This is a genomic window from Streptomyces tricolor, assembly GCF_002155905.1.
Classification (GTDB): domain Bacteria; phylum Actinomycetota; class Actinomycetes; order Streptomycetales; family Streptomycetaceae; genus Streptomyces; species Streptomyces tricolor.
The window spans coordinates 1-23330 of sequence record NZ_MUMF01000032.1; the positions used below are offsets into that span (position 1 = coordinate 1).

Consider the following 23330-nt stretch of genomic DNA (forward strand, 5'->3'; position numbering starts at 1 on the left):
GTACGACACCGTCGGCCCGGACTACCGGGCCCCCTCCCTCGCCGCCCGCCGCCCCTCCCGGTTGCACTCGATCGAGGAACTCCCCGTCGCCCTCGGGATGGTGGTCGTCGCCGGCGGCGACTACCGGCACGCCGTGCTCGGCGCGGTCAACTACGGCCGGGACTGCGACTCGATCGCCACGATGGCCGGCGCCGTCGCGGGCGCGCTCGGCTCCCCCGTCCCGGAGGAGTGGGCGAAGACCGTCGCGGACGCCAGCCGGCTGGACCTGTGGGCGCCCGCCCGTACGCTCACCGAGGTCACGTACGAGATCTTCGACCGGGACGTCCGCCGTCGGCGCGCCCACGAGCAGGCGTTCACCGCGCTCGGAGGCCGGACGTGCTCCGACTGACCTGGGTCCAGCCGGAGGACCTGCTCGGCCACGAGCTGCGCCAGGCCCGCCTGGACGGGCGCGAGCCGGCGGCGATCGAGGCGCGCTGGCGGGCGGCGGGCGGCCCGGACGCCCCGGAGCGGGCGGGCGCGTCCGCGGACCCGGCCTCCCGCTACCTCCGGCTGCTGGCCGAGGACCTGCTGGACGAACTCGCCGATCTCCCCAGCGCGTTGTCCGACGACGAGCCGACGGACCTGGCCCGCATCCGGTCGCTGTGCCCGGACTGGCCCACCGGGCGGTCCGCCGCCGCACCGGACCCCCGCGCCCTCGAAGCCGCCTGGCTCGGCCGGGCCATCGGCTGCCTCCTCGGCAAACCCGTCGAGAAGCTGCCCCTTACCGGCATCCGCGCACTCGCCAGGGCGGCCGGGAACTGGCCCCTGGCCGGCTACTTCACCGCTCGGGGGGTCCCCGCGGACCTCCTCGCCGCCCACCCCTGGAACCGCCGCTCGGCCGCCACCTCCCTCGCCGAGAACATCGACGGGATGCCCGAGGACGACGACCTCGACTACCCGCTCCTCAACCTCCTCCTGCTCCAGCGCCACGGCCGTGACTTCACCACCGACGACGTGGCCCGGCTCTGGCTGGAGGAACTCCCGCCCGGCCGCACCTTCACCGCCGAGCGCGTGGCCCACCGCAATCTCCTCGCCGGTGTGGAACCCCCGCACACGGCCCGCCACCGCAACCCGTTCCGCGAGTGGATCGGCGCCCTGATCCGCGCCGACATGCACGGCTGGAGCAACCCGGGCGACCCGGGCGCCGCCGCCGCACAGGCGTACCGCGACGCGGTCCTCTCCCACACCGCCAACGGTGTGTACGCGGCGATGTTCACGGCCGCCGTCATCGCCGCGGCCGCCACCGGAGGCCACGACGTCCACGCCTGCCTGCGCACCGGCCGCACGGTGGTCCCGGCCCGCTCCCGCCTGGGAACAGCCATCGATCACGCCGTCCGGCTGGCCACCGCGACCCGTGACTTCGACGAGGTCGTGGACGCGCTCCACGCCCGCTACGGCCCCGGCCACCACTGGGTGCACGCCATCCCCAACACCGCGCTGATCGCCGCCGCCCTCACCCACGCCGACGGCGACTTCACCGGCTCCATCAGCCGTGCCGTCGCGGGCGGCTGGGACACCGACTCGTGCGGCGCCACCGCCGGCAGCGTCGCCGGTCTCCTCGCCGGCTCACCGGGCGCGCTCCCCGACCGCTGGCGGGCGCCGCTGAAGAACCGGCTCGCCAGCACCGTCGCCGACTTCGACGGCACCGGCTTCGACACCCTCGCCCACCTCACCCACCTGGAGGCGACCCGCCCATGACCCATATCGCCGTCCTCGGCAGCACGAACATGGACCTCGTCACCTATGTCGCCAAGGCCCCGCAGCGCGGGGAGACGGTGACGGGACGGGAGTTCCGTACGATCCCCGGCGGCAAGGGCGCCAACCAGGCGATCGCCGCGGCCCGTGCCGGCGCCACCGTCTCGATGATCGGCGCGGTCGGCAACGACGCCTACGGCGTGCGGCTGCGCGACACCCTCGAACACTCCGGCGCGGACACCGACTTCCTGCGCACCGTGGAGGGCCCGTCCGGCACCGCGCACATCGTGGTGGACGACGAGGGCGGCAACGCGATCGTCGTCATCCCCGGCGCGAACGGCACCGTCGACCACCTCTCCCCCGGCGACGAGGGGGTGATCGCCACCGCCGACGCCCTGCTGCTGCAACTGGAGATCCCGCTGGCGGCGGTCGTCGCGGGCGCGGAGGCGGCCCGCCGGCACGGCGTCCGGACAGTCCTCACCCCTGCCCCGGCCCAGCCGCTGCCGCCCGAACTCCTGCGCAGCACCGACCTGCTGGTGCCGAACGAGTACGAGGCCGTCACCCTCACCGGCCGCACCGACCCGCGCGAGGCGGCGGCGGCCCTGCTGGACCTGGTGCCGCAGGTCGTCGTCACCCTCGGCGCCACGGGCTGCCTGTACCTGGCCCGGGGCGTCGAGCCCCTCGTGGTCCCCGCGCCCCGGGTGACCGCCGTGGACTCCACGGGCGCGGGCGACACCTTCGTGGGCGCGCTCGCCGTGGCCCTCGCCGAGGAGAAACCGGTACGGGAGGCCCTGTCCTGGGCAGCCGCCGCGGCCGCGATCTCCGTCCAGCGGGAAGGGGCGTCGGCGTCGATGCCGTACCGCCCGGAGATCGAGGCCCAGTACAGCGCATGAACACCGACGACAACACGACGAGCACGACCGGCACGTCGAGCAGGACGGGTACGACGCGTACGGCGGACCGCACGGGGCCGGCCCTGGACGGCCTGCGCGTGCTGGATCTCGCGACCCTCTTCGCCGGGCCGATGGCCGCCACGCTGCTCGGTGACTTCGGCGCCGAGGTGATCAAGGTGGAGCACCCCCGGCGGCCCGACCCCTCCCGCGGCCACGGCCCGGCCAGGCAGGGCGTGGGCCTGTGGTGGAAGGTGCTCGGCCGCAACAAGCGGACCATTACCCTCGACCTGTCCGCACCCGGCGGCCGTGCCACCCTGCTGCGGCTCGCCGCCACCGCCGACGTGGTGATCGAGAACTTCCGCCCGGGCACCCTGGAGAAGTGGGACCTGGGCTGGCCCGAGCTGTCCGCGGCCAACCCCCGGCTGGTGCTCGCCCGGGTCACCGCCTTCGGCCAGTTCGGCCCCTACGCGCACCGCCCCGGCTTCGGCACCCTCGCCGAGGCGATGAGCGGTTTCGCCGCGGTCACCGGCGAACCGGGCGCGCCCCCGACCCTGCCGCCCTTCGGCCTCGCGGACTCGATCGCCGGCCTGGCGACCGCGTACGCCGTGCTGACGGCACTGGCGGCGCGCGAGCGCACCGGCGCGGGGCAGGTGGTCGACATGGCGATCATCGAGCCGATCCTCTCCGTCCTCGGCCCGCACCCCACCTGGTACGACCAGCTCGGCTACGTCCAGGAACGCACCGGGAACCGGTCCGCGAACAACGCGCCGCGCAACACCTACCGCACCGCGGACGGTTCCTGGGTCGCCGTCTCCACCTCCGCGCAGTCGGTCGCCGAGCGGGTGCTGCGGCTGGTGGGCCGCCCGGAGCTGACCGAGGAGCCGTGGTTCGCCACCGGCGCCGGCCGGGCCGCCCACGCCGACGTCCTGGACGAGGCGGTCGGCTCCTGGATCGCCGCCCGCCCCCGCGCCGAGGTGCTCGCCGCCTTCGAGAAGGCGGAGGCCGCGGCGGCACCCGTGCAGGACGTCCGGGACGTCCTCGCGGACCCCCAGTACCAGGCCCTGGACACGGTCACCACCGTCGACGACCCGGACCTGGGCCCGCTGCGCATGCAGAACGTCCTGTTCCGGCTGTCCGCCACGCCCGGCGCGATCCGCTGGGCCGGCCGCCCGCACGGCGCCGACACCGAGGCCGTGCTCACCGAACTGGGCCTCGCCCCGGCCGAGATCGCGGCCCTGCGCGCGGAGGGCGCCCTGTGACCCGCACCCCGCTCACCTGGCTGTACGTCCCCGGCGACCGCCCGCATGTGGTGGCCAAGGCGCTGGCGGCGGGCGCCGACGTGGTGGTCGTCGACCTGGAGGACGCGGTCGCCCCGGACCGCAAGGAGTACGCCCGCGAGGCCACCGCGGAACTCCTCACGGAGGCCCAGCCGGTCCCGGTGCACGTCCGCGTCAACGCCCTGGACGGCCCCTGGGCCGCCGCCGACCTCACCGCCCTGGCCGGCCTGCGGGGCCTGTCCGGGCTGCGGCTGCCGAAGGTGACCTCCCCGGACCAGGTACGGCAGGTCGCCGTGGCCACGCCGGTCCCCCTCTACGCGCTCCTGGAGTCGGCCCTCGGCATCGAGCACGCCTATGCCATCGCCACCGCCCACCCCGCCCTGCGGGGCATCGCGCTGGGCGAGGCGGACCTCCGGGCCGACCTGGGGGTACGGGGCGACGCGGGCCTGGACTGGCCGCGTTCCCGGGTGATCGTGGCGGCACGGGCGGCGGGTCTGGCCCCGCCGTCGCAGACCGTCCATCCGGACATCCGTGACCTCGACGGGCTGGCCGCCTCCTGCGCCCACGGCCGCGCCCTCGGCTTCCTGGGCCGGGCCGCGATCCACCCCCGTCAGCTGCCGGTGATCGAGCGGGCGTATCTGCCCACGGAGGCGGAGATCGAGCACGCGGAGACGGTCATCAAGGCGGCCTCGGCGAACGAGGGCGCCCAGGCCCTCCCCGACGGCCGCTTCATCGACGCGGCGGTGGTGGCCATGGCCCGCCGGACGCTGTCACTGGCGGGCCGCGGCTGACGTCCTTCCACCGGACAGGAGCCGGCCCCTCCCACCCAACAGGAGCCGGCCTCCTTCCACCGGGCAGGCGCCGGCCCCCTTCCACCAGGCAGGCGCTCGCTTCCTCCGCCAGGCAGACGCTCGCCCTCCCCCGCCAGGCAAGCACTCGCTTCCTCCGCCGGGCAGACGCTCGCTCCCCCCGCCAGGCAAGCATCCGCTTCCCCCCACCAGACAGACGCTCGCTTCCTTCCGCCGGACAGGGCTCTTTCCTCTCCGCCGCGACGGCGATCGGCCACGACGGCGGTGACCGGCGGTGCCGGACCCACCGTGCACCTCCCCCTCCGCCCACACACACCGAGGGCGCCCGGGAAACCCCGGACGCCCTCGGTGCCGTAGAACCAGCCCTCAGCCCTTGTCGGCCGACGCCGTCTTCTCCTCGCCCTCGGCCCCGGCTCCCGTCTTGCCCGCCGGCCGATCGGAGACACCGTCCGCCGACCCGTCGGAGACACCGTCGGAGACACCCTCGGCCGAACCGCCGGAGGCAACCGCGGCCGGCTCGACCACGGCCTCCCGCCCCGGCCGCTTCTTCGCCGACACCCACATGTACGCCACCGCCAGCAGGAAGACGATCAGCGCGGTCCAGTTGTTGAGGCGGAGGCCCAGGAGGTGGTGGGCGTCGTCCACCCGCATGTACTCGATCCAGCCGCGGCCCACACAGTACGCGGCGACGTACAGGGCGAACGCCCGGCCATGCCCCAGCTTGAAGCGGCGGTCCGCCCAGATGACCAGCAGGCCCACACCGACGCACCAGAGGGACTCGTAGAGGAAGGTCGGGTGGTAGTAGCCCGGCACCCGGCCGCCCTCGGAGGAGGTGATGTGCAACGCCCAGGGCAGATCCGTCTCGCGGCCGTACAGCTCCTGGTTGAACCAGTTGCCCCAGCGGCCGATGGCCTGCGCGAACGCGATGCCGGGCGCGACGGCGTCGGCGTAGGCGGGCATCGGGACGCCCCGGCGCCGCGCGCCGATCCAGGCACCGAGCGCGCCGAGCGCGATCGCGCCCCAGATGCCCAGGCCGCCCTCCCACACCTTGAAGGCGTCCACCCAGTCACGGCCCTCGCTGAAGTACAGCTCGTAGTCCGTGATCACGTGGTAGAGCCGGCCGCCGATCAGGCCGAACGGCACGGCCCAGACGGCGATGTCGGCGACCGTGCCCGACCGCCCGCCGCGGGCGATCCAGCGCTTGTTGCCGAACCAGACGGCGACGAAGACGCCGATGATGATGCAGAAGGCGTAGCCGCGCAGCGGGATGGGGCCGAGGTACAGCACCCCGTGCGACGGGCTGGGGATATAGGCAAGGTTCATGGCAGGTCCGACGCTACCGTGCCGGGCCGTGGGGACGGCAAGCAGCCCGGCTACGGGTCCATAACGGGGGCGTGGGAAACGCTCACCCGCGGTCGGCCGCCTCCACCATCTGCTTGAGCTTGGCCGGGGTCATCGTCTGGTCCGCGTAGATGTTCTTGCCGCCGAGCAGGACCGTGGGCGTCCCCCCGAAGCCGCCGGCGCGGAAGGCCTGGTTGGCCTTGTCCACCCAGCTGTCGTGGGTGCCGTCCTTGACGCACTTCTGGAAGGCGGGGGTGTCCAGGCCCTTCACCTTGCCGGCCAGCTGGATCAGCTTGTCGTTGTTCGCGAACGCGTCGTCGGTCTCCTGGGGCTGGTTCGCGAACAGCACGTCGTGGTAGTCGCGGAACTTGCCGGCGTCCTGGGCGCAGGCGGCGGCGTTGGCGGAGCGCAGCGAGCCGCTGCCGCCGAGGTTGCCGTCGATCAGCCGGACCAGGTGGTACTCGATTCTGAGTTTCCCGGCGTCGGCCAGTTCGTGCAGAGTCGGGCGGTACGCCACCTCGAAGGCCTGGCAGGCCGGGCAGCGGAAGTCCTCCCAGATGGTGAGCGTCGACTTGGCGCCGTCCTTGCCGACCGGGATGGCCAGGCTGTCCTTGCCCTGCGCGCCCGAAGGTGCCACGACCGGGCCCGCGTCGTCGGTCTTGTCCTTGCCGGCGTTCGCGGCGACCACGCCGATCACCGCCGCGAGGCCGAGGACGCAGACGACGCTCGCGCCCACGATCAGCGTGCGCCGCCGCTTATCCGCGGCCTTCTGCTTCTCGCGCTCTACCGCCAGCCGCTCCCGGGCGGTGCGCTTTCCGTCACGGTTCTTCTCGCTCACACCCCCAGAACGAACCGGGGAGGCGCAGCGCGCCTCCCCGGCCCGAGGTCCACCCGTTCGAGTGACCGAATCATCCGATACGGGACATCGCCGACGGTTACGCCTGTCCGCGCACGCCCTTCGCCAGCTCTCCGGCCAGCTCGCGCACCGCCGCGATGCCGGCGGCGTGGTCCGGCGCGTCTAGCATCCGCTTCACGAACGCCGAACCGACGATCACACCGTCCGCGAAGCCGGCGACCTCGGCGGCCTGGGCCTGGTTGGAGACGCCGAGCCCGACGCAGACGGGCAGCTGGGTGCCGGTGCCGCGGGTGCGCCGGACCAGGTCCTGGGCCTGCGCGCCGACCGACTCGCGGGTGCCGGTGACACCCATCAGCGAGGCCGCGTAGACGAAGCCGCTGCCCGCCGCGGTGATCTCGGCGAGCCGCCCGTCCTTGCTGCTCGGCGCCACGACGAAGACCGTCGCCAGGCCGTGCTTGTCGGCGTGCTCGCGCCACAGCGCCGACTCCTGCACCGGCAGGTCGGGCAGGATGCAGCCCGCGCCGCCCGCCTCGGCCAGCTCGGCGGTGAAGCGCTCGACGCCGTAGCGGTCGATGGGGTTCCAGTACGTCATGACGAGCACCGGCTTCCCGGTGGCCCGGTACGCCTCCCGGACCGTGCGCATGACGTCGGCGATCTTCACACCGCCGCGCAGGGCGATGTCGTCGGCGGTCTGGATGACCGGGCCGTCGAGGACCGGGTCGCTGTGCGGCAGGCCCACCTCGACGACGTCGGCCCCGCCGTCCAGGACGGCCGTGATCGCCTCGATGCCGCCGTCCACGGTCGGGAAGCCGGCCGGGAGGTAGGCGATGAGCGCGGAGCGGCCCTCGGCCTTGGCGGCGGCGAGGGTGTCGCTCAACAGCTGGATGTTGCCGCTCACTTGGCGTCCCCCTCGATCTCGGCGATGTCGGCTGCGTCGGCGGCCACCTCGGCGTCGGTGTCGTAGAGGCCGAAGTAGCGGGCGGCGGTGTCCATGTCCTTGTCGCCGCGGCCGGACAGGTTGACGACGATCAGGCCGTCCTTGCCCAGTTCCCTGCCGACATCCAGGGCGCCGGCCAGCGCGTGGGCGCTCTCGATGGCCGGGATGATGCCCTCGGTCCGCGACAGCAGGCGCAGGGCCTGCATGGCGTCGTCGTCGGTGACCGCGCGGTACTCGCCGCGGCCGGTGTCCTTCAGGTAGGAGTGCTCGGGGCCGATGCCCGGGTAGTCCAGTCCGGCCGAGATCGAGTACGGCTCGGTGATCTGGCCCTCGTCGTCCTGGAGGACGTACGACCGGGAGCCGTGCAGGATGCCGGGCTCGCCCGCGGTGAGGGTGGCCGCGTGCTCGCCGGTCTCGATGCCGTGGCCCGCCGGCTCGCAGCCGATGAGGCGGACGCCCTCGTCGGGGATGAAGGCGTGGAAGAGGCCGATGGCGTTGGAGCCGCCGCCGACGCAGGCGATGGCCGCGTCCGGCAGGCGGCCGGCGCGCTCCAGGAGCTGGCGGCGGGCCTCGACGCCGATGACCCGGTGGAAGTCGCGGACCATGGCCGGGAAGGGGTGCGGGCCGGCGACCGTACCGAACAGGTAGTGGGTGTGGTCGACGTTCGCGACCCAGTCCCGGAACGCCTCGTTGATGGCGTCCTTCAGGGTGCGGCTGCCGGACTTCACGGCGACCACCTCGGCGCCGAGCATCCGCATCCGGGCCACGTTGAGGGCCTGGCGCCGGGTGTCGACCTCGCCCATGTAGATGGTGCAGTCGAGGCCGAACAGCGCGCAGGCGGTGGCCGTGGCGACGCCGTGCTGGCCGGCGCCGGTCTCGGCGATGACCCGCGTCTTGCCCATGCGCTTGGTGAGCAGGGCCTGGCCGAGCACGTTGTTGATCTTGTGGGAGCCGGTGTGGTTGAGGTCCTCGCGCTTGAGGAACACCCGGGCGCCGCCGGCGTGTTCGGCGAACCGCGGGACCTCGGTCAGGGCGCTGGGGCGGCCGGTGTAGTTGACGAGCAGGTCCTCGAGTTCGCGGGCGAACTCGGGGTCCTGCTTGGCCTTGTCGTACTCGACGGCGACCTCGTCCACGGCGGCGACGAGGGCCTCCGGGATGAACTTGCCGCCGAACGCGCCGAAGTAGCCCTCGGCGCTGGGAACCTGGCCGCTGGGGTCAGGGATGAAGAACTCGCTGGGCATGCGGAAACCTCACGGTGAGTGTGGTGAAAGACACTGATCGCCGTGGGGGCGGGGTGGTCAGCCGGCCGCGAGCCCGTTGTGGTCGGTCGCGCCCGCGCGAAGGAGTCGCCTGGTCGATACAGCCCCGCGCCCCTGAGGGGCGCGCTGCCATCGGCGTCCGTTGACCTGCCCGGGTTCGTCTCCGATGACGTACCGCACCCTGCGGCCGTGGACCCGGCGTGCGGGCGCACGGCAGCCCCGGGGCCGGCAGCCGCGCGCGAGGCGGGCGTACGGGTCCCGGGTCGGCAGGGTGGTCGCGAGAGTCATCGGCGGTCAGCTTAGCGAAAGATCAGCCCCGGCCGTGCCGCAATGCGGGATGTTCGCCCGCCGCCACCAGGTCGGCCACCGCCGCCTTCGGGTCGCGGCCGGTCACCAGGGACTCGCCGACCAGCACCGCGTCGGCGCCGGCGTTGGCGTACGCGATCAGGTCGTGCGGGCCGCGGACGCCGGACTCGGCGACCTTGACGATGCTGTCCGGGATCTCCGGGGCGACCCGCTCGAAGGTGCCGCGGTCGACCTCCAGCGTCTTCAGGTTGCGCGCGTTGACACCGATGATCTTGGCGCCCGCGTCGACCGCCCGCTCGACCTCGTCCTCGTCGTGCACCTCGACGAGGGGGGTCAGGCCGATGGACACCGCCCGCTCGATCAGCGACTCCAGGGCAGGCTGGTCCAGGGCGGCCACGATCAGCAGGGCCAGGTCGGCGCCGTACGCCCGGGCCTCCCAGAGCTGGTACGACGTGACGATGAAGTCCTTGCGCAGGACCGGGATGTCGACCCGCGCGCGCACCGCCTCCAGGTCGGCGAGCGAGCCGCCGAAGCGGCGCTGTTCGGTGAGGACGGAGATGACGGCCGCACCGCCCGCCTCGTAGTCGGCGGCCAGCCCGGCCGGGTCGGCGATCGCGGCCAGCGCGCCCTTGGAGGGGCTGGAGCGCTTGACCTCGCAGATCACCTTGACGCCGTCGCCCTTGAGTGCGGCCACCCCGTCCTTGGCGGCGGGGGCCTTCGCCGCACGCTCCTTGAGCTCGTCGAGGCTGACGCGTGCCTGCCGCTCCGCGAGGTCGGCACGGACTCCGTCGATGATCTCGTCGAGCACACTCACGCGAGCGGCCCCCTTCCAGACGGTGGTTCCTTCAGGTTCTGAAAACCCGTGGTCAATGCGATGGTATCCGCAGGAACGCCCAGGCTTCGCATCCGGTGGACGGCGGTCCCACTACCTGGACATTCGCTTTTCGATCAAGGGCGGAGCCAGCCACCGGACGGCAGGTTCCGGACGACGGTGAACGCCAGCAGCAGCGCGCCGAGGGCCCACAGCCGCGCCGGTCCGAGACCGATCCGCAGCGGCCGGCCGCGCACCGCGCCGACCAGCCAGACGGTCCACAGCACGGCGAAGGCCAGGTAGGCCGCCACCCCGAGGGCGTTGTCGCGCAGCGCGGTGAGCAGGTCGCCGTGCACGAAGGCGTGCGCGCTGCGCAGTCCGCCGCAGCCCGGGCAGTACAGGCCGGTGAGCCGGTACAGGGGGCAGACGGGGTAGTGGCCGGGTTCGTTCGGGTCGACGGCCCCCACGTACGCGAAGGCCCCGGCGACGGCCGCGAACAGCCCCAGCGGCACGGCGATCCGTCGCCGGACGGGGGCGAGGGGCGGAGCCGGGCGGCTGGAGGCGTTCACGCGGGCATTGTGCCCCGCCGGACGCGGGGGCGCCCGCCGTGGAGCGTGGGCGTGCCCGCCGTGGCCGCGGGCGTGGCACCGGCTCGCGCGCGGTCGCACCGACGGGCCGACGGTCGCACCGCGCGGGAACACGCGAGGGGCGGCCCGTCGCATCCCTGGGGATGCCGGGCCGCCCCTCGGCGGAAACCGGGGCTCAGCTCTCGGCGGTCGCCGGCTCGCGGGTCACGACGGGAGCCGTGTGCACGAGCGCACGGCCGGCCTCCTTGGGCTGGCCGAGGCCCATGGCGCGCATGATGCCGCCGACCACACCGCCGAGGAGGGTGATCGCCATACCGGCCCAGAAGCCGACGGGCTGGGCCATCACCATGAAGGCTCCCGCGACGCAGAAACCGATGAAGGCGATGATGACACCGGTCCACGCGGCCGGGGTGTGACCGTGGCTGCTGCCCGCCATGACTTGCTCCTCGTTGCTGTGACGTGTCGTAGAGGCGTCGTACGCTCGGCGTCCATTGTCCCGTACGCGTACGCGTGCCGGACGCGGGGGTGGCGTCTGTTTCACCACATCGCCTGAAGGCGGCGTGCCGCCGCTCAGGCGCCGGTCGGGTCCTCGCCCCGGTCCAGGGCCTTCCAGATCTCCTCGGGGCGCTCGGGGTCGGCCGGAGCGGCCGTGCGCCGCGGGCGGGCGGTGCCGCGTTCGTAGCGCCCGGACATCGCGGGCCACCGGCTGCCGTAGCGCAGGGCGAGCACCCCGGCGAGCAGGATCAGCAGGCCGCCGGCGGCCGCGACATAGGGCCAGCCGGTGTGGGTGAGCGCGTCGACCGTGGCGGAGGTGTCGCCGCTCGCCTGGGCGGCCTGCTCGTCCAGGGCGGAGCCGTCGGAGGCGCCGGCCAGGGCCGCGGCGACGATCCCGGCGCCGGACAGCGTGAGCAGCCCGGAGACGAGGAGCCGGCCGGTCCTGCGGACGGCGAAGACGGCGACCAGCGCGGCGAGGCCCACTATGGCGAGGGCCGCGGGCACGCCCGTGACGTCGCTGCCCTTGGCCGTCAGCGGGAACGCGCCGCCGGCCACCGTCGCGCTGCCCTCCGCCCAGCGCTGCCGGGTCGCGAGCAGCGCCACGGCCGCGCCGAGCGCACCGCACAGGAGGGCCACGGCGAGGCTCCGCCGGCCGGAACGGGCGGGCGCGGCGGCTTCGGAACGGGGGTGAGGTACAGCAGTCACGTACTCCACTATCGCCTGAACCCCGGGCGAACCGTCACCCGGGGTTCCTATGAGAAGCGCCCTACCGGCCGAGGCGGTTCGCGGTGTGCACCGCCCGCAGCACGGCCGCCGCCTTGTTGCGGCACTCCTGGTCCTCCGCGACCGGGTCGGAGTCGGCGACGACGCCGGCGCCCGCCTGGACGTAGGCCGTGCCGTCGCGGAGCAGGGCCGTACGGATGGCGATCGCGGTGTCGGAGTCGCCGGCGAAGTCGAGATAGCCGACGCAGCCGCCGTACAGGCCGCGCCGGGACGGTTCCAGTTCGTCGATGATCTGCATCGCGCGGGGCTTGGGGGCGCCGGAGAGGGTGCCCGCGGGGAAGCACGCCGTGAGCACGTCGAAGGCGGTGCGGCCGGGGGCCACCTTGCCGGTGACGGTGGAGACGATGTGCATCACGTGCGAGTAGCGCTCGATCGACATGAAGTCGACCACCTCGACCGAGCCGGGCTCGCAGACCCGGCCGAGGTCGTTGCGGCCGAGGTCGACCAGCATGAGGTGCTCGGCGCGCTCCTTGGGGTCGGCGAGCAGTTCCTCGGCGAGGGCCTGGTCCTCCTGCGGGGTGGTCCCGCGGTGCCGGGTGCCGGCGATCGGGTGGACCATCGCCCGCCCGTCCTCGACCTTCACCAGCGCCTCCGGGGAGGAGCCGACGACGTCGAACCCGTCGAAGCGGAAGAGGTACATGTACGGCGAGGGGTTGGTGGCCCGCAGCACCCGGTAGACGTCCAGGGCGCTCGCCGTGCACGGGGTCTCGAAGCGCTGGGAGGGGACGACCTGGAAGGCCTCGCCCGCGCGGATGCGCTCCTTGACGTCCTCGACGGCCCGCTGGAAGTCGGGGCCGCCCCACCGGGCGGTGTACTCGGGCAGCTCGGACGGCGGGAGGTGTGCCGGGGGCTGGGCGACCGGGCGGGTCAGGTCCGCCTCCATGGCGTCGAGGCGGGCCACGGCGTCCGCCCAGGCCTCGTCGACGCCGGTGTCCAGGTCGTTGTGGTTGATCGCGTTGGCGATCAGCAGGACCGAGCCCTCCCAGTGGTCCATCACCGCGAGGTCGCTGGTCAGCAGCATGGTCAGCTCGGGCAGCCGCAGGTCGTCGCGCTCGCCGGGGCCGATCTTCTCCAGGCGGCGGACGATGTCGTACCCCAGGTAGCCGACCATGCCGCCGGTGAAGGGCGGCATGCCCTCCTGGTGCGGAGTGTGCAGCGCCTGGAGGGTGGCGCGCAGGGCGGCGAGGGGGTCGCCGTCGGTGGGGACGCCGACGGGCGGGACGCCGAGCCAGTGGGCCTGCCCGTCCCGGGCGGTGAGCGTGGCGGCGCTGCGGACGCCGACGAAGGAGTAACGGGACCAGGAGCGGCCGTTCTCCGCGGACTCCAGCAGGAAGGTGCCGGGTCGCTCGGCGGCGAGCTTGCGGTAGAGCGCGACCGGGGTGTCGCCGTCGGCGAGGAGCTTGCGCGTGACCGGGATGACGCGCCGGTCGGTGGCCAGCTTGCGGAAGGTCTCCAGTTCCATGTCCGCTGACCTTACTGACCGGAGCCGGGTGCGCCGGAACCGGCGGACTCGGGACCGGCGCCGCGGAGATCGGCGTCCTTGAGCAGGACGTCCGCGTCGAAGCAGGTGCGCGCGCCGGTGTGGCAGGCGGCGCCCACCTGGTCGACCTTGACCAGCAGGGTGTCGGCGTCGCAGTCCAGCGCGACCGACTTCACCCACTGGAAGTGGCCGGAGGTGTCGCCCTTGACCCAGTACTCCCGGCGGCTGCGCGACCAGTAGGTGCAGCGGCCGGTGGTGAGTGTCCGGTGCAGCGCCTCGTCGTCCATCCAGCCGAGCATGAGCACCTCGCCGGTGTCGTACTGCTGGGCGATGGCGGGGACGAGCCCGTCGGCGCTGCGCTTGAGGCGCGCGGCGATCTCCGGGTCGAGGCTGCTGGGCCGGGGGCTACCGGTCGTACTGGTCATGGAGGCCATTGTGCCGCGCGGGACCGGCAAGGCTGGGAGGGCGTCCATTGGGCGGAACGTTTACGTGGTCGTAGGCTGACTGCATGTCGACCTTCGCGAAGCGTGAACGGCTTCTTCTCGCCGACATTCTGGAAACCGTCGGGCCGGACGCCGAGACCCTCTGCGAGGGCTGGCGCACGCGGGACCTTGCCGCGCACGTGGTCGTGCGCGAGCGCCGCCCGGACGCGGCCGGGGGCACGCTGGTCAAGCAGCTCGCGCCGCGCCTGGAGAAGGTGATGGCCGAGTACACCGCGAAGCCGTACGAGGAGCTGATCCGGCTGATCCGTACCGGCCCGCCGCGGTTCTCGCCCTTCCAGCTCAAGCAGGTCGACGAGGCGGCCAACATCGTGGAGTTCTACGTCCACACCGAGGACGTCCGCCGCGCCCAGCCGGACTGGACCCCGCGCGAGCTGGACCCCGTCTTCCAGGACGCGCTGTGGTCCCGGCTGGAGCGGGTGGCGCGGCTGATGGGGCGGGGCGTGCCGACGGGGCTGGTGCTGCGCCGGCCGGACGGCCAGACGGCGGTGGCGCACCGGGGCACCCCGGTGGTCACGGTGACCGGTGAGCCGTCCGAACTGCTGATGTTCGTGTTCGGGCGGCAGAACGCGGCCAAGGTGGCGCTGGACGGCGACGCCGAGGCGATCGACAAACTGCACGAGTCCAGACAGCTGGGCATCTGACAGCTGGGCACCTGAGAGGACCGGCCCATGATCAAGGTGGCGATGACCGGCGTGTACGTGGACGACGTGGCGAAGGCGCACGCCTTCTACACCGACGTCCTCGGCTTCGAGACCCGCACCCATATGGACCTCGGCGACGGCACGCTCTTCGTGACGGTCGGGGCGCGGGAGGGGGCGCAGCCGGATCTCCAGCTGCTGCTGGAGCCCGGCGAGGGCCCGATCGCGGAGCCGTACCGCAGGGCCCTGCACGAGGCGGGGCTGCCGTGCATCGTCTTCTCCGTGGACGACATCCGGGCCGAGTACGAGCGGCTGAGCGGCCTCGGCGTCCGGTTCACCCATCCGCCGCAGGAGCAGGGCCCGATGCTGGCGGCCGTGTTCGACGACACGGTGGGCAATCTGGTGCAGCTGGTGCAGCCGAACGGCTGAGACACCCTCACCCGGGCAGCGAGGAGGCCCCGGCCGCTCGGCCGGGGCCTCCTCGGAGTGGCCTACCTGACGGGGTGGCCCGCCTCGTGGAGGGTCTGCTTGACCTCGCCGATGCGCAGGTCGCCGAAGTGGAAGACCGAGGCGGCCAGGACCGCGTCCGCGCCGGCCGCGACGGCCGGGGGGAAGTCGGCGAGCTTGCCGGCGCCGCCGGAGGCGATCACCGGGACGGTCACGTGCTTGCGGACCGCCGCGATCATCTCCAGGTCGTAGCCGTCCTTCGTGCCGTCCGCGTCCATGGAGTTCAGCAGGATCTCCCCGGCGCCCAGCTCGGCCGCCCGGTGCGCCCACTCCACCGCGTCGATGCCGGTGCCGCGCCGGCCGCCGTGGGTGGTGACCTCGAAGGAGCCCGACGCGGTGCGGCGGGCGTCGACCGACAGGACCAGGACCTGGCGGCCGAAGCGCTCGGCGATCTCGCGGATCAGGTCGGGGCGGGCGATCGCCGCGGTGTTGACGCCCACCTTGTCCGCGCCCGCCCGCAACAGCTTGTCCACGTCGTCGGCCGTGCGGACGCCGCCGCCGACGGTCAGCGGGATGAACACCTGCTCGGCGGTGCGGCGCACCACGTCGTACGTCGTCTCCCGGTTGCCGGAGGACGCGGTGATGTCCAGGAACGTCAGCTCGTCGGCGCCCTCGGCGTCGTACACCTTGGCCATCTCGACGGGGTCGCCCGCGTCGCGCAGGTTCTGGAAGTTGACACCCTTGACGACCCGGCCGTTGTCCACGTCCAGGCAGGGGATGACTCGGACCGCCAGGGTCATGACTGCTCAGGCTCCTCTGAATGCTTCTAGTTCCACTTCGACCAGGATGCGCGGGTCGACGAACCCCTCCACGACCAGCAGGGTCGAGACGGGGCGCACCGCGTCGAAGATCTCCTTGTGCGCCCGGCCCACGGCGTCCACGTCCCGCACATGGGTCAGGTACATCCGCGTCCGGATCACGGACTCGATGCCGAGCCCCAGCTCACCGATCGCCTCCAGGGCGCTGGTGAAGGCCACCTTGGCCTGTTCGTACGGATCGCCCTCCCCGTACAGCACGGTGCCCTTGAAGGACGACGTGCCCCCCACCAGCACCCGGTCCCCCGCCGCGACGGCGCGGGCGAAACCGAAGGACTCTTCCCAGGGACTCTCGCTCTGCACGCGCCGCACGGCTTCGGACGTCATGACACTGTGTCCTTTTTCAAGACGTAGCCTCCAGGGCCTCTTCCAGGGTGAACGCCTTCGCGTACAGCGCCTTCCCGACGATGGCCCCTTCGACACCGAGCGGGACGAGGCCGGCGATGGCGCGCAGGTCGTCCAGGGAGGAGACGCCGCCGGAGGCGACCACCGGGCGGTCGGTCGCCGCGCACACGTTCTTCAGCAGCTCCAGGTTCGGGCCCTGGAGGGTGCCGTCCTTGGCGATGTCCGTGACGACGTACCGCGCGCAGCCCTCCTTGTTGAGGCGCTCCAGCGTCTCGTACAGGTCGCCGCCGTCGCGGGTCCAGCCCCGGCCGCGCAGGGTGGTGCCGCGCACGTCCAGGCCGACGGCGATCTTGTCGCCGTGCTCGGCGATGACCTTGGCGACCCACTCCGGGGTCTCCAGTGCGGCGGTGCCCAGGTTCACCCGGGTGCAGCCGGTGGCGAGGGCGGCGGCGAGGGTGTCGTCGTCGCGGATGCCGCCGGACAGCTCCACCTTGATGTCCATCGCCCCCGTGACCTCGGCGATCAGGGCGCGGTTGTCCCCGGTGCCGAACGCGGCGTCCAGGTCGACCAGGTGCAGCCACTCGGCGCCGGCGCGCTGCCAGGCGAGGGCGGCCTCCAGCGGGGAGCCGTAGGAGGTCTCGGTCCCGGACTCGCCGTGCACGAGGCGGACGGCCTGGCCGTCGCGGACGTCGACGGCGGGGAGGAGTTCGAGCTTGGCCATGGTCTACAGGGTTCCGATCCAGTTGGTGAGGAGCTGGGCGCCGGCGTCGCCGGACTTCTCGGGGTGGAACTGGGTGGCCCACAGGGCGCCGTTCTCCACCGCGGCCACGAACGGCTTGCCGTGCGTGGACCAGGTGACCTTGGGGGCCTCGATCACCGGGTTGTGGGTCTCCAGCCGCCACTCGTGCACGGCGTAGGAGTGCACGAAGTAGAAGCGGGCGTCGGCGTCCAGGCCGGCGAACAGCCGGGAGCCGGCCGGGGCGTCGACGGTGTTCCAGCCCATGTGGGGGACGACGTCGGCCTGGAGCGGCTCGACCGTGCCGGGCCACTCGTCCAGGCCCTCGGCCTCCACGCCGTGCTCGATGCCGCGCGCGAAGAGGATCTGCATGCCGACGCAGATGCCCATGACGGGGCGCCCGCCGGACAGCCGGCGGTCCACCACCCAGTCGCCGCGGGCGGCGCGCAGGCCCTGCATGCAGGCGGCGAACGCGCCGACGCCCGGTACCAGCAGGCCGTCGGCGTTCATCGCCTTGTCGAAGTCGCGCGTGATCTCCACGTCGGCGCCCACGCGCGCGAGGGCCCGCTCGGCGGAGCGGACGTTGCCGAAGCCGTAGTCGAAGACGACGACGTTCTTCCGCGTGCTCAATTCCACACCTCCAGCCGCAGGACGCCCGCCACGAGGCACAGGCCCGCGCCGATCGAGAGCAGCACGATCAGGCTGGTGGGCATCTTCTGCTTGACGAAGGAGATGATCCCGCCGACCAGGAAGAGGCCGACGACGATCAGCAGGGTGGAGAGGCTGTTCACAGGGCTCCCTTCGTGGAGGGGAGGATGCCGGCCGCGCGCGGGTCACGCTCGGAGGCGTACCGCAGCGCCCGGGCCAGCGCCTTGAACTGGCACTCCACGATGTGGTGCGCGTTGCGTCCGTACGGCACGTGCACGTGCAGCGCGATCTGCGCCTGGGCGACGAAGGACTCCAGGATGTGCCGGGTCATCGTGGTGTCGTACTCGCCGATCATCGGCGCCATGTTCTCGGGCTCGGTGTGCACGAGGTACGGGCGGCCGGACAGGTCGACGGTGACCTGGGCGAGGGACTCGTCCAGCGGGACCGTGCAGTTGCCGAAGCGGTAGATGCCCACCTTGTCGCCGAGCGCCTGCTTGAAGGCGGCGCCCAGCGCGAGGGCGGTGTCCTCGATGGTGTGGTGGGAGTCGATGTGCAGGTCGCCGTCGGTCTTCACGGTCAGGTCGAACAGACCGTGCCGGCCGAGCTGGTCGAGCATGTGGTCGTAGAAGCCGACGCCGGTGGCGATGTCGGTCCGGCCGGTGCCGTCGAGGTCTATCTCGACCAGCACCGATGTCTCCTTGGTGGTGCGCTCCACGCGTCCAACGCGGCTCATGAACCCTGCTCCTTCTTCATCTCACGGACCGCGTCGAGGAACGCGTCGTTCTCCTCCGGGGTGCCGGCGGACACCCGCAGCCACCCCGGCACGCCGTTGTCCCGGACCAGGACGCCCCGGTCGAGGATCTTCCGCCAGGCCTCGTGGGCGTTCGCGAACCGGCCGAACTGGACGAAGTTCGCGTCGGACTCGGTGACCTCGTAGCCGATCGCGCGCAGCTCGGCGACCAGCCGGTCCCGCTCGGCCTTCAGCTGCTCGACGTAGCCCAGCAGCGTGTCGGTGTGCTCCAGCGCGGCCAGGGCGGTCGCCTGGGTGATCGCCGACAGGTGGTACGGCAGCCGGACGAGCTGGACGGCGTCCACCACCGCCGGGTCGGCGGCGAGGTAGCCGAGGCGCAGGCCGGCCGCGCCGAACGCCTTGGACATCGTCCGGGAGATCACCAGGTGCGGGCGGCCCTGGAGCAGCGGCAGCAGCGAGTCGCCGTGGCTGAACTCGATGTACGCCTCGTCCACGATCACCATCGACGGCTTGGCCGCCTGCGCCGCCTCGTACAGCGCGAGGACCGTCTCCGGCGGCACCGCGTTGCCCGTGGGGTTGTTGGGGGTGGTGATGAAGACCACGTCCGGCCGGTGCTCGGCGATCGCCCGCTCGGCGGCGGACACGTCGATCGTGAAGTCCTCGCCCCGGGGGCCCGAGATCCAGCCGGTGCCCGTGCCGCGCGCGATGAGGGCGTGCATCGAGTACGACGGCTCGAAGCCGATGGCGGTGCGGCCCGGTCCGCCGAAGGTCTGCAGCAGCTGCTGGATGACCTCGTTGGAGCCGTTCGCGGCCCACACCTGGGCCAGGCCGAGCGGGTACCCGGACGTCTTCGTCAGGTACTCGGCGAGCTTCGTGCGCAGTTCCACCGCGTCCCGGTCGGGGTAGCGGTTCAGGTCGCGGGCGGCCTCGCGCACCCGCTCCGCGATCCGCTCGACCAGCGGCTCGGGCAGCGGGTAGGGGTTCTCGTTGGTGTTCAGCCGTACGGGGACGTCCAGCTGGGGCGCGCCGTAGGGGGACTTGCCGCGCAGTTCTTCCCGTACGGGGAGATCGTCGATGCCGGTCACTTGCTCTCGGGTACCTTCCAGCCGAACCTCGCCTTGATCGCCGCGCCGTGCGCGGGCAGGTCCTCCGCCTCCGCCAGTGTCACCACGTGGTGGGCGACCTCGGCGAGCGCCTCCCGCGTGTAGTCCACGATGTGGATGCCGCGCAGGAAGGACTGGACGGACAGCCCCGAGGAGTGGCAGGCGCAGCCACCGGTGGGCAGGACGTGGTTGGAGCCGGCCGCGTAGTCGCCGAGCGAGACGGGGGCCCAGGGGCCGATGAAGATCGCGCCGGCGTTCTTCACCCGGTCGGCGACCGCGGCGGCGTCGGCGGTCTGGATCTCCAGGTGCTCGGCGCCGTACGCGTCGACCACCCTGAGGCCCTCCTCGATGCCGTCCACGAGGACGATCGCGGACTGCTTGCCCTGGAGGGCGGGCACGATCCGGTCGTCGATGTGCTTGCTGGCCGCGACCTGCGGCTCCAGCTCCTTGTCCACCGCGTCCGCCAGCTCGACGGAGTCGGTGACCAGGACGGCCGCCGCGAGCGGGTCGTGCTCGGCCTGGCTGATCAGGTCGGCGGCGACGTGCGCCGGGTCGGCGCCGGCGTCCGCGAGGATCGCGATCTCGGTGGGGCCGGCCTCGGCGTCGATGCCGATCTTGCCGGTGAAGTAGCGCTTGGCGGCGGCGACCCAGATGTTGCCGGGGCCGGTGACCATGTTGGCGGGCGGGCAGGACTCGGTGCCGTACGCGAACATCGCGACGGCGGTGGCGCCGCCCGCCGCGTACACCTCGTCCACGCCGAGCAGGGCGCAGGCGGCCAGGATCGTCGGGTGCGGCAGGCCGCCGAACTCGGCCTGGGCCGGCGAGGCCAGCGCGATCGACTCGACGCCGGCCTCCTGCGCCGGGACGACGTTCATGACCACGGACGACGGGTAGACGGACCGGCCGCCCGGCGCGTACAGGCCGACGCGCTCCACCGGAACCCACTTCTCGGTCACCGAGCCGCCGGGCACGACCTGGGTGGTGTGGGTCGTACGGCGCTGCGCGCGGTGGACCAGCCGGGCGCGGCGGATGGACTCCTCCAGGGCGGCGCGCACGGCCGGGTCGAGACCGGCGAGCGCGTCGGTGAGCGCCCGGGCCGGGACACGGACGGTTTCCAGCCGTACTCCGTCGAACTTCTCGGCGAAGTCGATCAGCGCCGCGTCGCCGCGATGATGCACGGCCTCGCAGATCGGGCGCACCTTCTCCAGGGCGGCCTGAACGTCGAAGTCGGCTCGGGGCAGCAGGTCGCGCAGGGCGGGGCCCTCGGGAAGGGCGTCGCCGCGCAGATCGATTCGGGAAATCACAGTCCCAATTCTCGCAGACCGCCGTCGGGAGCCGTCCGCGCGTATCAATGGCTGATACAGAACGTGGGCCAACGGCCGGTACATAGGGTGGCCGGAACCCGGAAGATCACCTTCACGTGTGGTGTTCGGGAGGTCACAGAGCGGGCATGAACGGCTGTACGAAAACCACTGAAACCCACCGAACCGGGAGAGGAGAACGGTGACCGAGGGGGCCGGCATCCGCACCGGGGACCTGCCGGACGACCTGACCGCGACCGAGGCGGGCATGTGGCAGGCCTTCCGCAACGGCAGCGTGTACGACCTGAGCAGCGGGGACTTCGTCGTGGACGATCCGCACGGCGGGCAGCCGTGGGGTCCCGAGCGGACCGTGCGCGCCCGCATCGTCTGCTGGCTGCTGCTGGACGGCCCGCCGGCGCTGGCCGGCCGGGTGTCCTCGCTGAAGCTCGTCGGCGTGCGCGTCACCGGCGCGCTGGACCTGGCGGGCGGCCAGGTCACGCCGTACGTGGAGCTGACCGGCTGCCGCTTCGACGAGGAGGTCCGGCTGCCGGAGGCCCGGTTCACGACCGTGCGCATGGTGGACTGCGCGGTGCCGCGCCTGGAGGCGGCCCGCGTGCACACCGAGGGCGATCTGCATCTGCCGCGCTGCCGGTTCCGGGGCGGGGTCCGGCTGACGGACGCCCAGATCGGCACGGATCTGCTGCTCAACCAGGCGGTCGTGCACCGGGACCGGCTGGGCCGGTCGATCATGGCGGACGGCCTGACCGTCGGCCAGGACCTCCAGGCGGAGATGCTGGAGTCGTACGGCGAGTTCAGTCTGCGCGGCGCCCAGATCGGCGTCTCGCTCAGCCTGCGCGGCGCGAAGCTCGCCAACCCCCAGTCCCGGTTCGCGCTGAACGCCCCCCAGCTGACGGTCGAGCGCACCCTGTACCTGACCCCGGCCGGAGTGGGCAGCCCGCTGCTGAGCGGCACGACACCCGCGCGCGGGACGCGCATCCAGCGGTTCGAGTGCCGGGGCGGGGTGCGCCTGGACGACGGGCGGTTCGGGGACGCCGTCGACCTGGAGCGGGCCCGGTTCACCTTCACCGACGACCAGGAGCTGTCGCTGCGCCGGGTGCAGACCCCGGAGCTGCGCTTCCTCGGGGACAAGCCGGAGCACGGCAAGGTGGTGCTGTCCGGCGCCCGGGTGGTGAACCTGGTGGACCGGGCGAGCAGCTGGCCGGACGCGGGCCGGCTGCACATGGGCGGGTTCACCTACGAGAACCTGGTGCCGCAGGGCCCCTTCCCGCTGACCGAGCGCCTGGACTGGGTGGCGGCGGCCACCGCCGAGTACGCGCCGGAGCCGTACGAGCGGCTGGCCGCGGTGCTGAAGGCCGCCGGCGAGGACGAGGACGCGCGCGAGGTGCTGCTCGCCAAGCAACGCCGGCGGCGCGAGACACTGCCGCTGGCCGCGAAGTTCTGGGGGTTCCTGCAGGACTGGGCGGTCGCCTACGGCTACCGTCCGGGCCGGGCCCTGGTGTGGATGGCGGTGCTGTGGGCGGCGGGCACGCTGGCGTTCGCGCACGCCGACCATCCGCCCCTGAACTCCGGCGGTCATCCGGTGTGGAGCCCGGCGCTGTTCACGCTGGACCTGCTGCTGCCGGTGATCGACCTGGGCCAGGCCGGCCAGTGGCAGCTGCGCGGCGGCTGGCAGTGGCTGGCGGCGGCGATGATCCTGCTCGGCTGGGTCCTGGCGACGGCCGTCGCGGCGGGCGCGACCCGGCTGCTGCGCCGGAGCTGACACGGGGACCGCCGAAACCTTCACCGGTCGCCCACACCTTCACCATATCGGTTGAACCATCACCTTTTACCTCTCCTTGACCATCGGCCGTACAACCTTCCGCAACTTCCGTGGACCCTCTGGCGCGGCCCCGACCTGCGGTCTTTCAATGGTCGGCACCATGGCTCTGCTGCCCTCGTTCATCCGCCCCACCCGGATGACCAAACGCTCCGCGCGCCCGGCCGGACGACCGCCGGCCGCGGACGAGGCCGTGCTCGACGCGCCCGACGACCGCCTGTCGCCCGCGCTCGTCGCGGCCGGCCGGGGCGAGTACGCCGCCGCGGCCGGCCTGCTCGCCGCCACCCGCGCCGCGGCCGAGTGGGAGAACCGGGACCGGTACGTACGGCGCCTGGCCGCCTTCGCCGGCTCGCGCCCCGAGTGGTACGAGGAGTGGCGCGCCGCCGCCCCGGACGACCCCGGGCTGCTGCTGGTCGGGACCCAGCTGGCGGTGGACCGCGCCTGGCCCTCGCCGGCCCGCGCGGAGCTGCTGCGCGAGGTGAGCCCGCTCATCACCGCCGCCGCCCGCGCCGACGACCGCGACCCGGTGCCCTGGCGGATCGCCCTCGACCACGCGCGCGGCTCGCGAGCCGGCCACC

Annotated in this window: 27 protein-coding genes and 1 pseudogene; 9 read left to right on the forward strand and 19 right to left on the reverse strand. The window is 73.1% G+C overall.

The genetic code is table 11. The features are described from left to right. From CCN44_RS02650 to CCN44_RS02670, 5 genes are all read left to right on the forward strand, one after another. Positions 1-388: ADP-ribosylglycohydrolase family protein (locus CCN44_RS02650; protein ID WP_143649591.1), on the forward strand; the 388-nt coding region annotated here is incomplete at its 5' end. Beyond that, positions 376-1737, forward strand: a complete 1362-nt coding sequence (locus CCN44_RS02655; RefSeq protein ID WP_059248785.1) for an ADP-ribosylglycohydrolase family protein — start codon at positions 376-378, stop codon at positions 1735-1737. The genes CCN44_RS02650 and CCN44_RS02655, both read left to right, overlap by 13 nt. After that, the gene (gene rbsK / locus CCN44_RS02660; protein ID WP_086696745.1) at positions 1734-2627 is read left to right on the forward strand and encodes a ribokinase; all 894 of its coding nucleotides are present in this window, start codon (positions 1734-1736) and stop codon (positions 2625-2627) included. The genes CCN44_RS02655 and rbsK overlap by 4 nt, the downstream gene beginning before the upstream one ends. Further along, positions 2624-3886 carry a CaiB/BaiF CoA transferase family protein gene (locus CCN44_RS02665; RefSeq protein ID WP_223283925.1) on the forward strand — a complete coding sequence of 421 codons (1263 nt, stop codon included), beginning with the start codon at positions 2624-2626 and terminating at the stop codon, positions 3884-3886. The genes rbsK and CCN44_RS02665 overlap by 4 nt, the downstream gene beginning before the upstream one ends. After that, on the forward strand, positions 3883-4695 hold the full coding sequence (locus CCN44_RS02670) for an HpcH/HpaI aldolase/citrate lyase family protein (RefSeq protein WP_059248787.1): 813 nt from the start codon (positions 3883-3885) through the stop codon (positions 4693-4695). Before CCN44_RS02665 ends, CCN44_RS02670 begins: the two co-directional genes overlap by 4 nt. 384 nt (positions 4696-5079) lie before the next feature. Here CCN44_RS02670 and lgt read toward each other — a convergent pair whose 3' ends face one another. The 11 genes from lgt to hisI all read right to left on the reverse strand — a co-directional run bounded on the left by lgt (position 5080) and on the right by hisI (position 14002). Further along, positions 5080-6036: a prolipoprotein diacylglyceryl transferase gene (lgt, locus tag CCN44_RS02675; RefSeq protein ID WP_059248788.1), complete on the reverse strand. Its 957-nt coding sequence runs from the start codon at positions 6034-6036 to the stop codon at positions 5080-5082. Between the two features lie 82 nt (positions 6037-6118). After that, complete coding sequence (locus CCN44_RS02680; protein ID WP_086696746.1) at positions 6119-6892, reverse strand: DsbA family protein; 774 nt, start codon at positions 6890-6892, stop codon at positions 6119-6121. Positions 6893-6989: 97 nt separating this feature from the next. Beyond that, entirely contained in the window at positions 6990-7808 is an 819-nt protein-coding gene (trpA, locus tag CCN44_RS02685) for a tryptophan synthase subunit alpha (RefSeq protein WP_086696747.1), read from the reverse strand. After that, positions 7805-9088: a tryptophan synthase subunit beta gene (gene trpB / locus CCN44_RS02690; RefSeq protein WP_059248791.1), complete on the reverse strand. Its 1284-nt coding sequence runs from the start codon at positions 9086-9088 to the stop codon at positions 7805-7807. Before trpB ends, trpA begins: the two co-directional genes overlap by 4 nt. Before the next feature lie 57 nt (positions 9089-9145). Next, on the reverse strand, positions 9146-9394 hold the full coding sequence (gene trpM, locus CCN44_RS47730; RefSeq protein ID WP_399008285.1) for a tryptophan biosynthesis modulator TrpM: 249 nt from the start codon (positions 9392-9394) through the stop codon (positions 9146-9148). A 22-nt stretch (positions 9395-9416) separates the two neighbouring features. Further along, positions 9417-10226: an indole-3-glycerol phosphate synthase TrpC gene (gene trpC, locus CCN44_RS02700; RefSeq protein WP_059248792.1), complete on the reverse strand. Its 810-nt coding sequence runs from the start codon at positions 10224-10226 to the stop codon at positions 9417-9419. A 134-nt stretch (positions 10227-10360) separates the two neighbouring features. Continuing rightward, complete coding sequence (locus CCN44_RS02705; protein WP_059248793.1) at positions 10361-10792, reverse strand: DUF2752 domain-containing protein; 432 nt, start codon at positions 10790-10792, stop codon at positions 10361-10363. Between the two features lie 193 nt (positions 10793-10985). Then, positions 10986-11246: an HGxxPAAW family protein gene (locus CCN44_RS02710; protein WP_059248794.1), complete on the reverse strand. Its 261-nt coding sequence runs from the start codon at positions 11244-11246 to the stop codon at positions 10986-10988. A gap of 134 nt (positions 11247-11380) precedes the next feature. Then, the gene (locus CCN44_RS02715) at positions 11381-12019 is read right to left on the reverse strand and encodes a TIGR02234 family membrane protein (RefSeq protein ID WP_086696749.1); all 639 of its coding nucleotides are present in this window, start codon (positions 12017-12019) and stop codon (positions 11381-11383) included. A gap of 52 nt (positions 12020-12071) precedes the next feature. Beyond that, positions 12072-13550: an anthranilate synthase component I gene (locus CCN44_RS02720; protein ID WP_059248796.1), complete on the reverse strand. Its 1479-nt coding sequence runs from the start codon at positions 13548-13550 to the stop codon at positions 12072-12074. 11 nt (positions 13551-13561) lie between these two features. Continuing rightward, complete coding sequence (gene hisI / locus CCN44_RS02725) at positions 13562-14002, reverse strand: phosphoribosyl-AMP cyclohydrolase (protein ID WP_414820479.1); 441 nt, start codon at positions 14000-14002, stop codon at positions 13562-13564. Between the two features lie 74 nt (positions 14003-14076). On the opposite strand from hisI, the gene CCN44_RS02730 reads away from it, so the two are divergent. Continuing rightward, entirely contained in the window at positions 14077-14712 is a 636-nt protein-coding gene (locus CCN44_RS02730) for a TIGR03085 family metal-binding protein (protein WP_059248797.1), read from the forward strand. A gap of 27 nt (positions 14713-14739) precedes the next feature. Further along, complete coding sequence (locus CCN44_RS02735; RefSeq protein ID WP_059248798.1) at positions 14740-15138, forward strand: glyoxalase/bleomycin resistance/extradiol dioxygenase family protein; 399 nt, start codon at positions 14740-14742, stop codon at positions 15136-15138. Positions 15139-15200: 62 nt separating this feature from the next. Here CCN44_RS02735 and hisF read toward each other — a convergent pair whose 3' ends face one another. Genes hisF through hisD form a run of 8 tightly spaced genes read right to left on the reverse strand, consistent with a single transcriptional unit; the run spans position 15201 to position 20918 of the window. Further along, complete coding sequence (gene hisF, locus CCN44_RS02740; RefSeq protein ID WP_059248799.1) at positions 15201-15956, reverse strand: imidazole glycerol phosphate synthase subunit HisF; 756 nt, start codon at positions 15954-15956, stop codon at positions 15201-15203. A 6-nt stretch (positions 15957-15962) separates the two neighbouring features. Next, positions 15963-16358 (reverse strand): RidA family protein, encoded by a 396-nt coding sequence (locus tag CCN44_RS02745; protein ID WP_059248800.1) that lies wholly within the window; start codon positions 16356-16358, stop codon positions 15963-15965. Between the two features lie 16 nt (positions 16359-16374). Then, on the reverse strand, positions 16375-17097 hold the full coding sequence (gene priA, locus CCN44_RS02750) for a bifunctional 1-(5-phosphoribosyl)-5-((5-phosphoribosylamino)methylideneamino)imidazole-4-carboxamide isomerase/phosphoribosylanthranilate isomerase PriA (RefSeq protein ID WP_059248801.1): 723 nt from the start codon (positions 17095-17097) through the stop codon (positions 16375-16377). A 3-nt stretch (positions 17098-17100) separates the two neighbouring features. After that, on the reverse strand, positions 17101-17742 hold the full coding sequence (hisH, locus tag CCN44_RS02755; protein WP_059248802.1) for an imidazole glycerol phosphate synthase subunit HisH: 642 nt from the start codon (positions 17740-17742) through the stop codon (positions 17101-17103). Next, entirely contained in the window at positions 17739-17903 is a 165-nt protein-coding gene (locus CCN44_RS44900) for a hypothetical protein (RefSeq protein ID WP_059248803.1), read from the reverse strand. The genes hisH and CCN44_RS44900 overlap by 4 nt, the downstream gene beginning before the upstream one ends. Continuing rightward, positions 17900-18493, reverse strand: a complete 594-nt coding sequence (gene hisB / locus CCN44_RS02760) for an imidazoleglycerol-phosphate dehydratase HisB (RefSeq protein WP_030783530.1) — start codon at positions 18491-18493, stop codon at positions 17900-17902. Before hisB ends, CCN44_RS44900 begins: the two co-directional genes overlap by 4 nt. After that, positions 18490-19596, reverse strand: a complete 1107-nt coding sequence (locus tag CCN44_RS02765) for a histidinol-phosphate transaminase (protein ID WP_059248804.1) — start codon at positions 19594-19596, stop codon at positions 18490-18492. Before CCN44_RS02765 ends, hisB begins: the two co-directional genes overlap by 4 nt. Then, positions 19593-20918: a histidinol dehydrogenase gene (hisD, locus tag CCN44_RS02770; RefSeq protein WP_059248805.1), complete on the reverse strand. Its 1326-nt coding sequence runs from the start codon at positions 20916-20918 to the stop codon at positions 19593-19595. The genes CCN44_RS02765 and hisD overlap by 4 nt, the downstream gene beginning before the upstream one ends. Positions 20919-21117: 199 nt before the next feature. Here hisD and CCN44_RS02775 point away from each other — a divergent pair, with 199 nt between their 5' ends. Next, complete coding sequence (locus CCN44_RS02775) at positions 21118-22695, forward strand: hypothetical protein (RefSeq protein ID WP_059248806.1); 1578 nt, start codon at positions 21118-21120, stop codon at positions 22693-22695. A gap of 148 nt (positions 22696-22843) precedes the next feature. Beyond that, positions 22844-23330, forward strand: a pseudogene (locus tag CCN44_RS02780) (hypothetical protein); the annotation flags it as partial.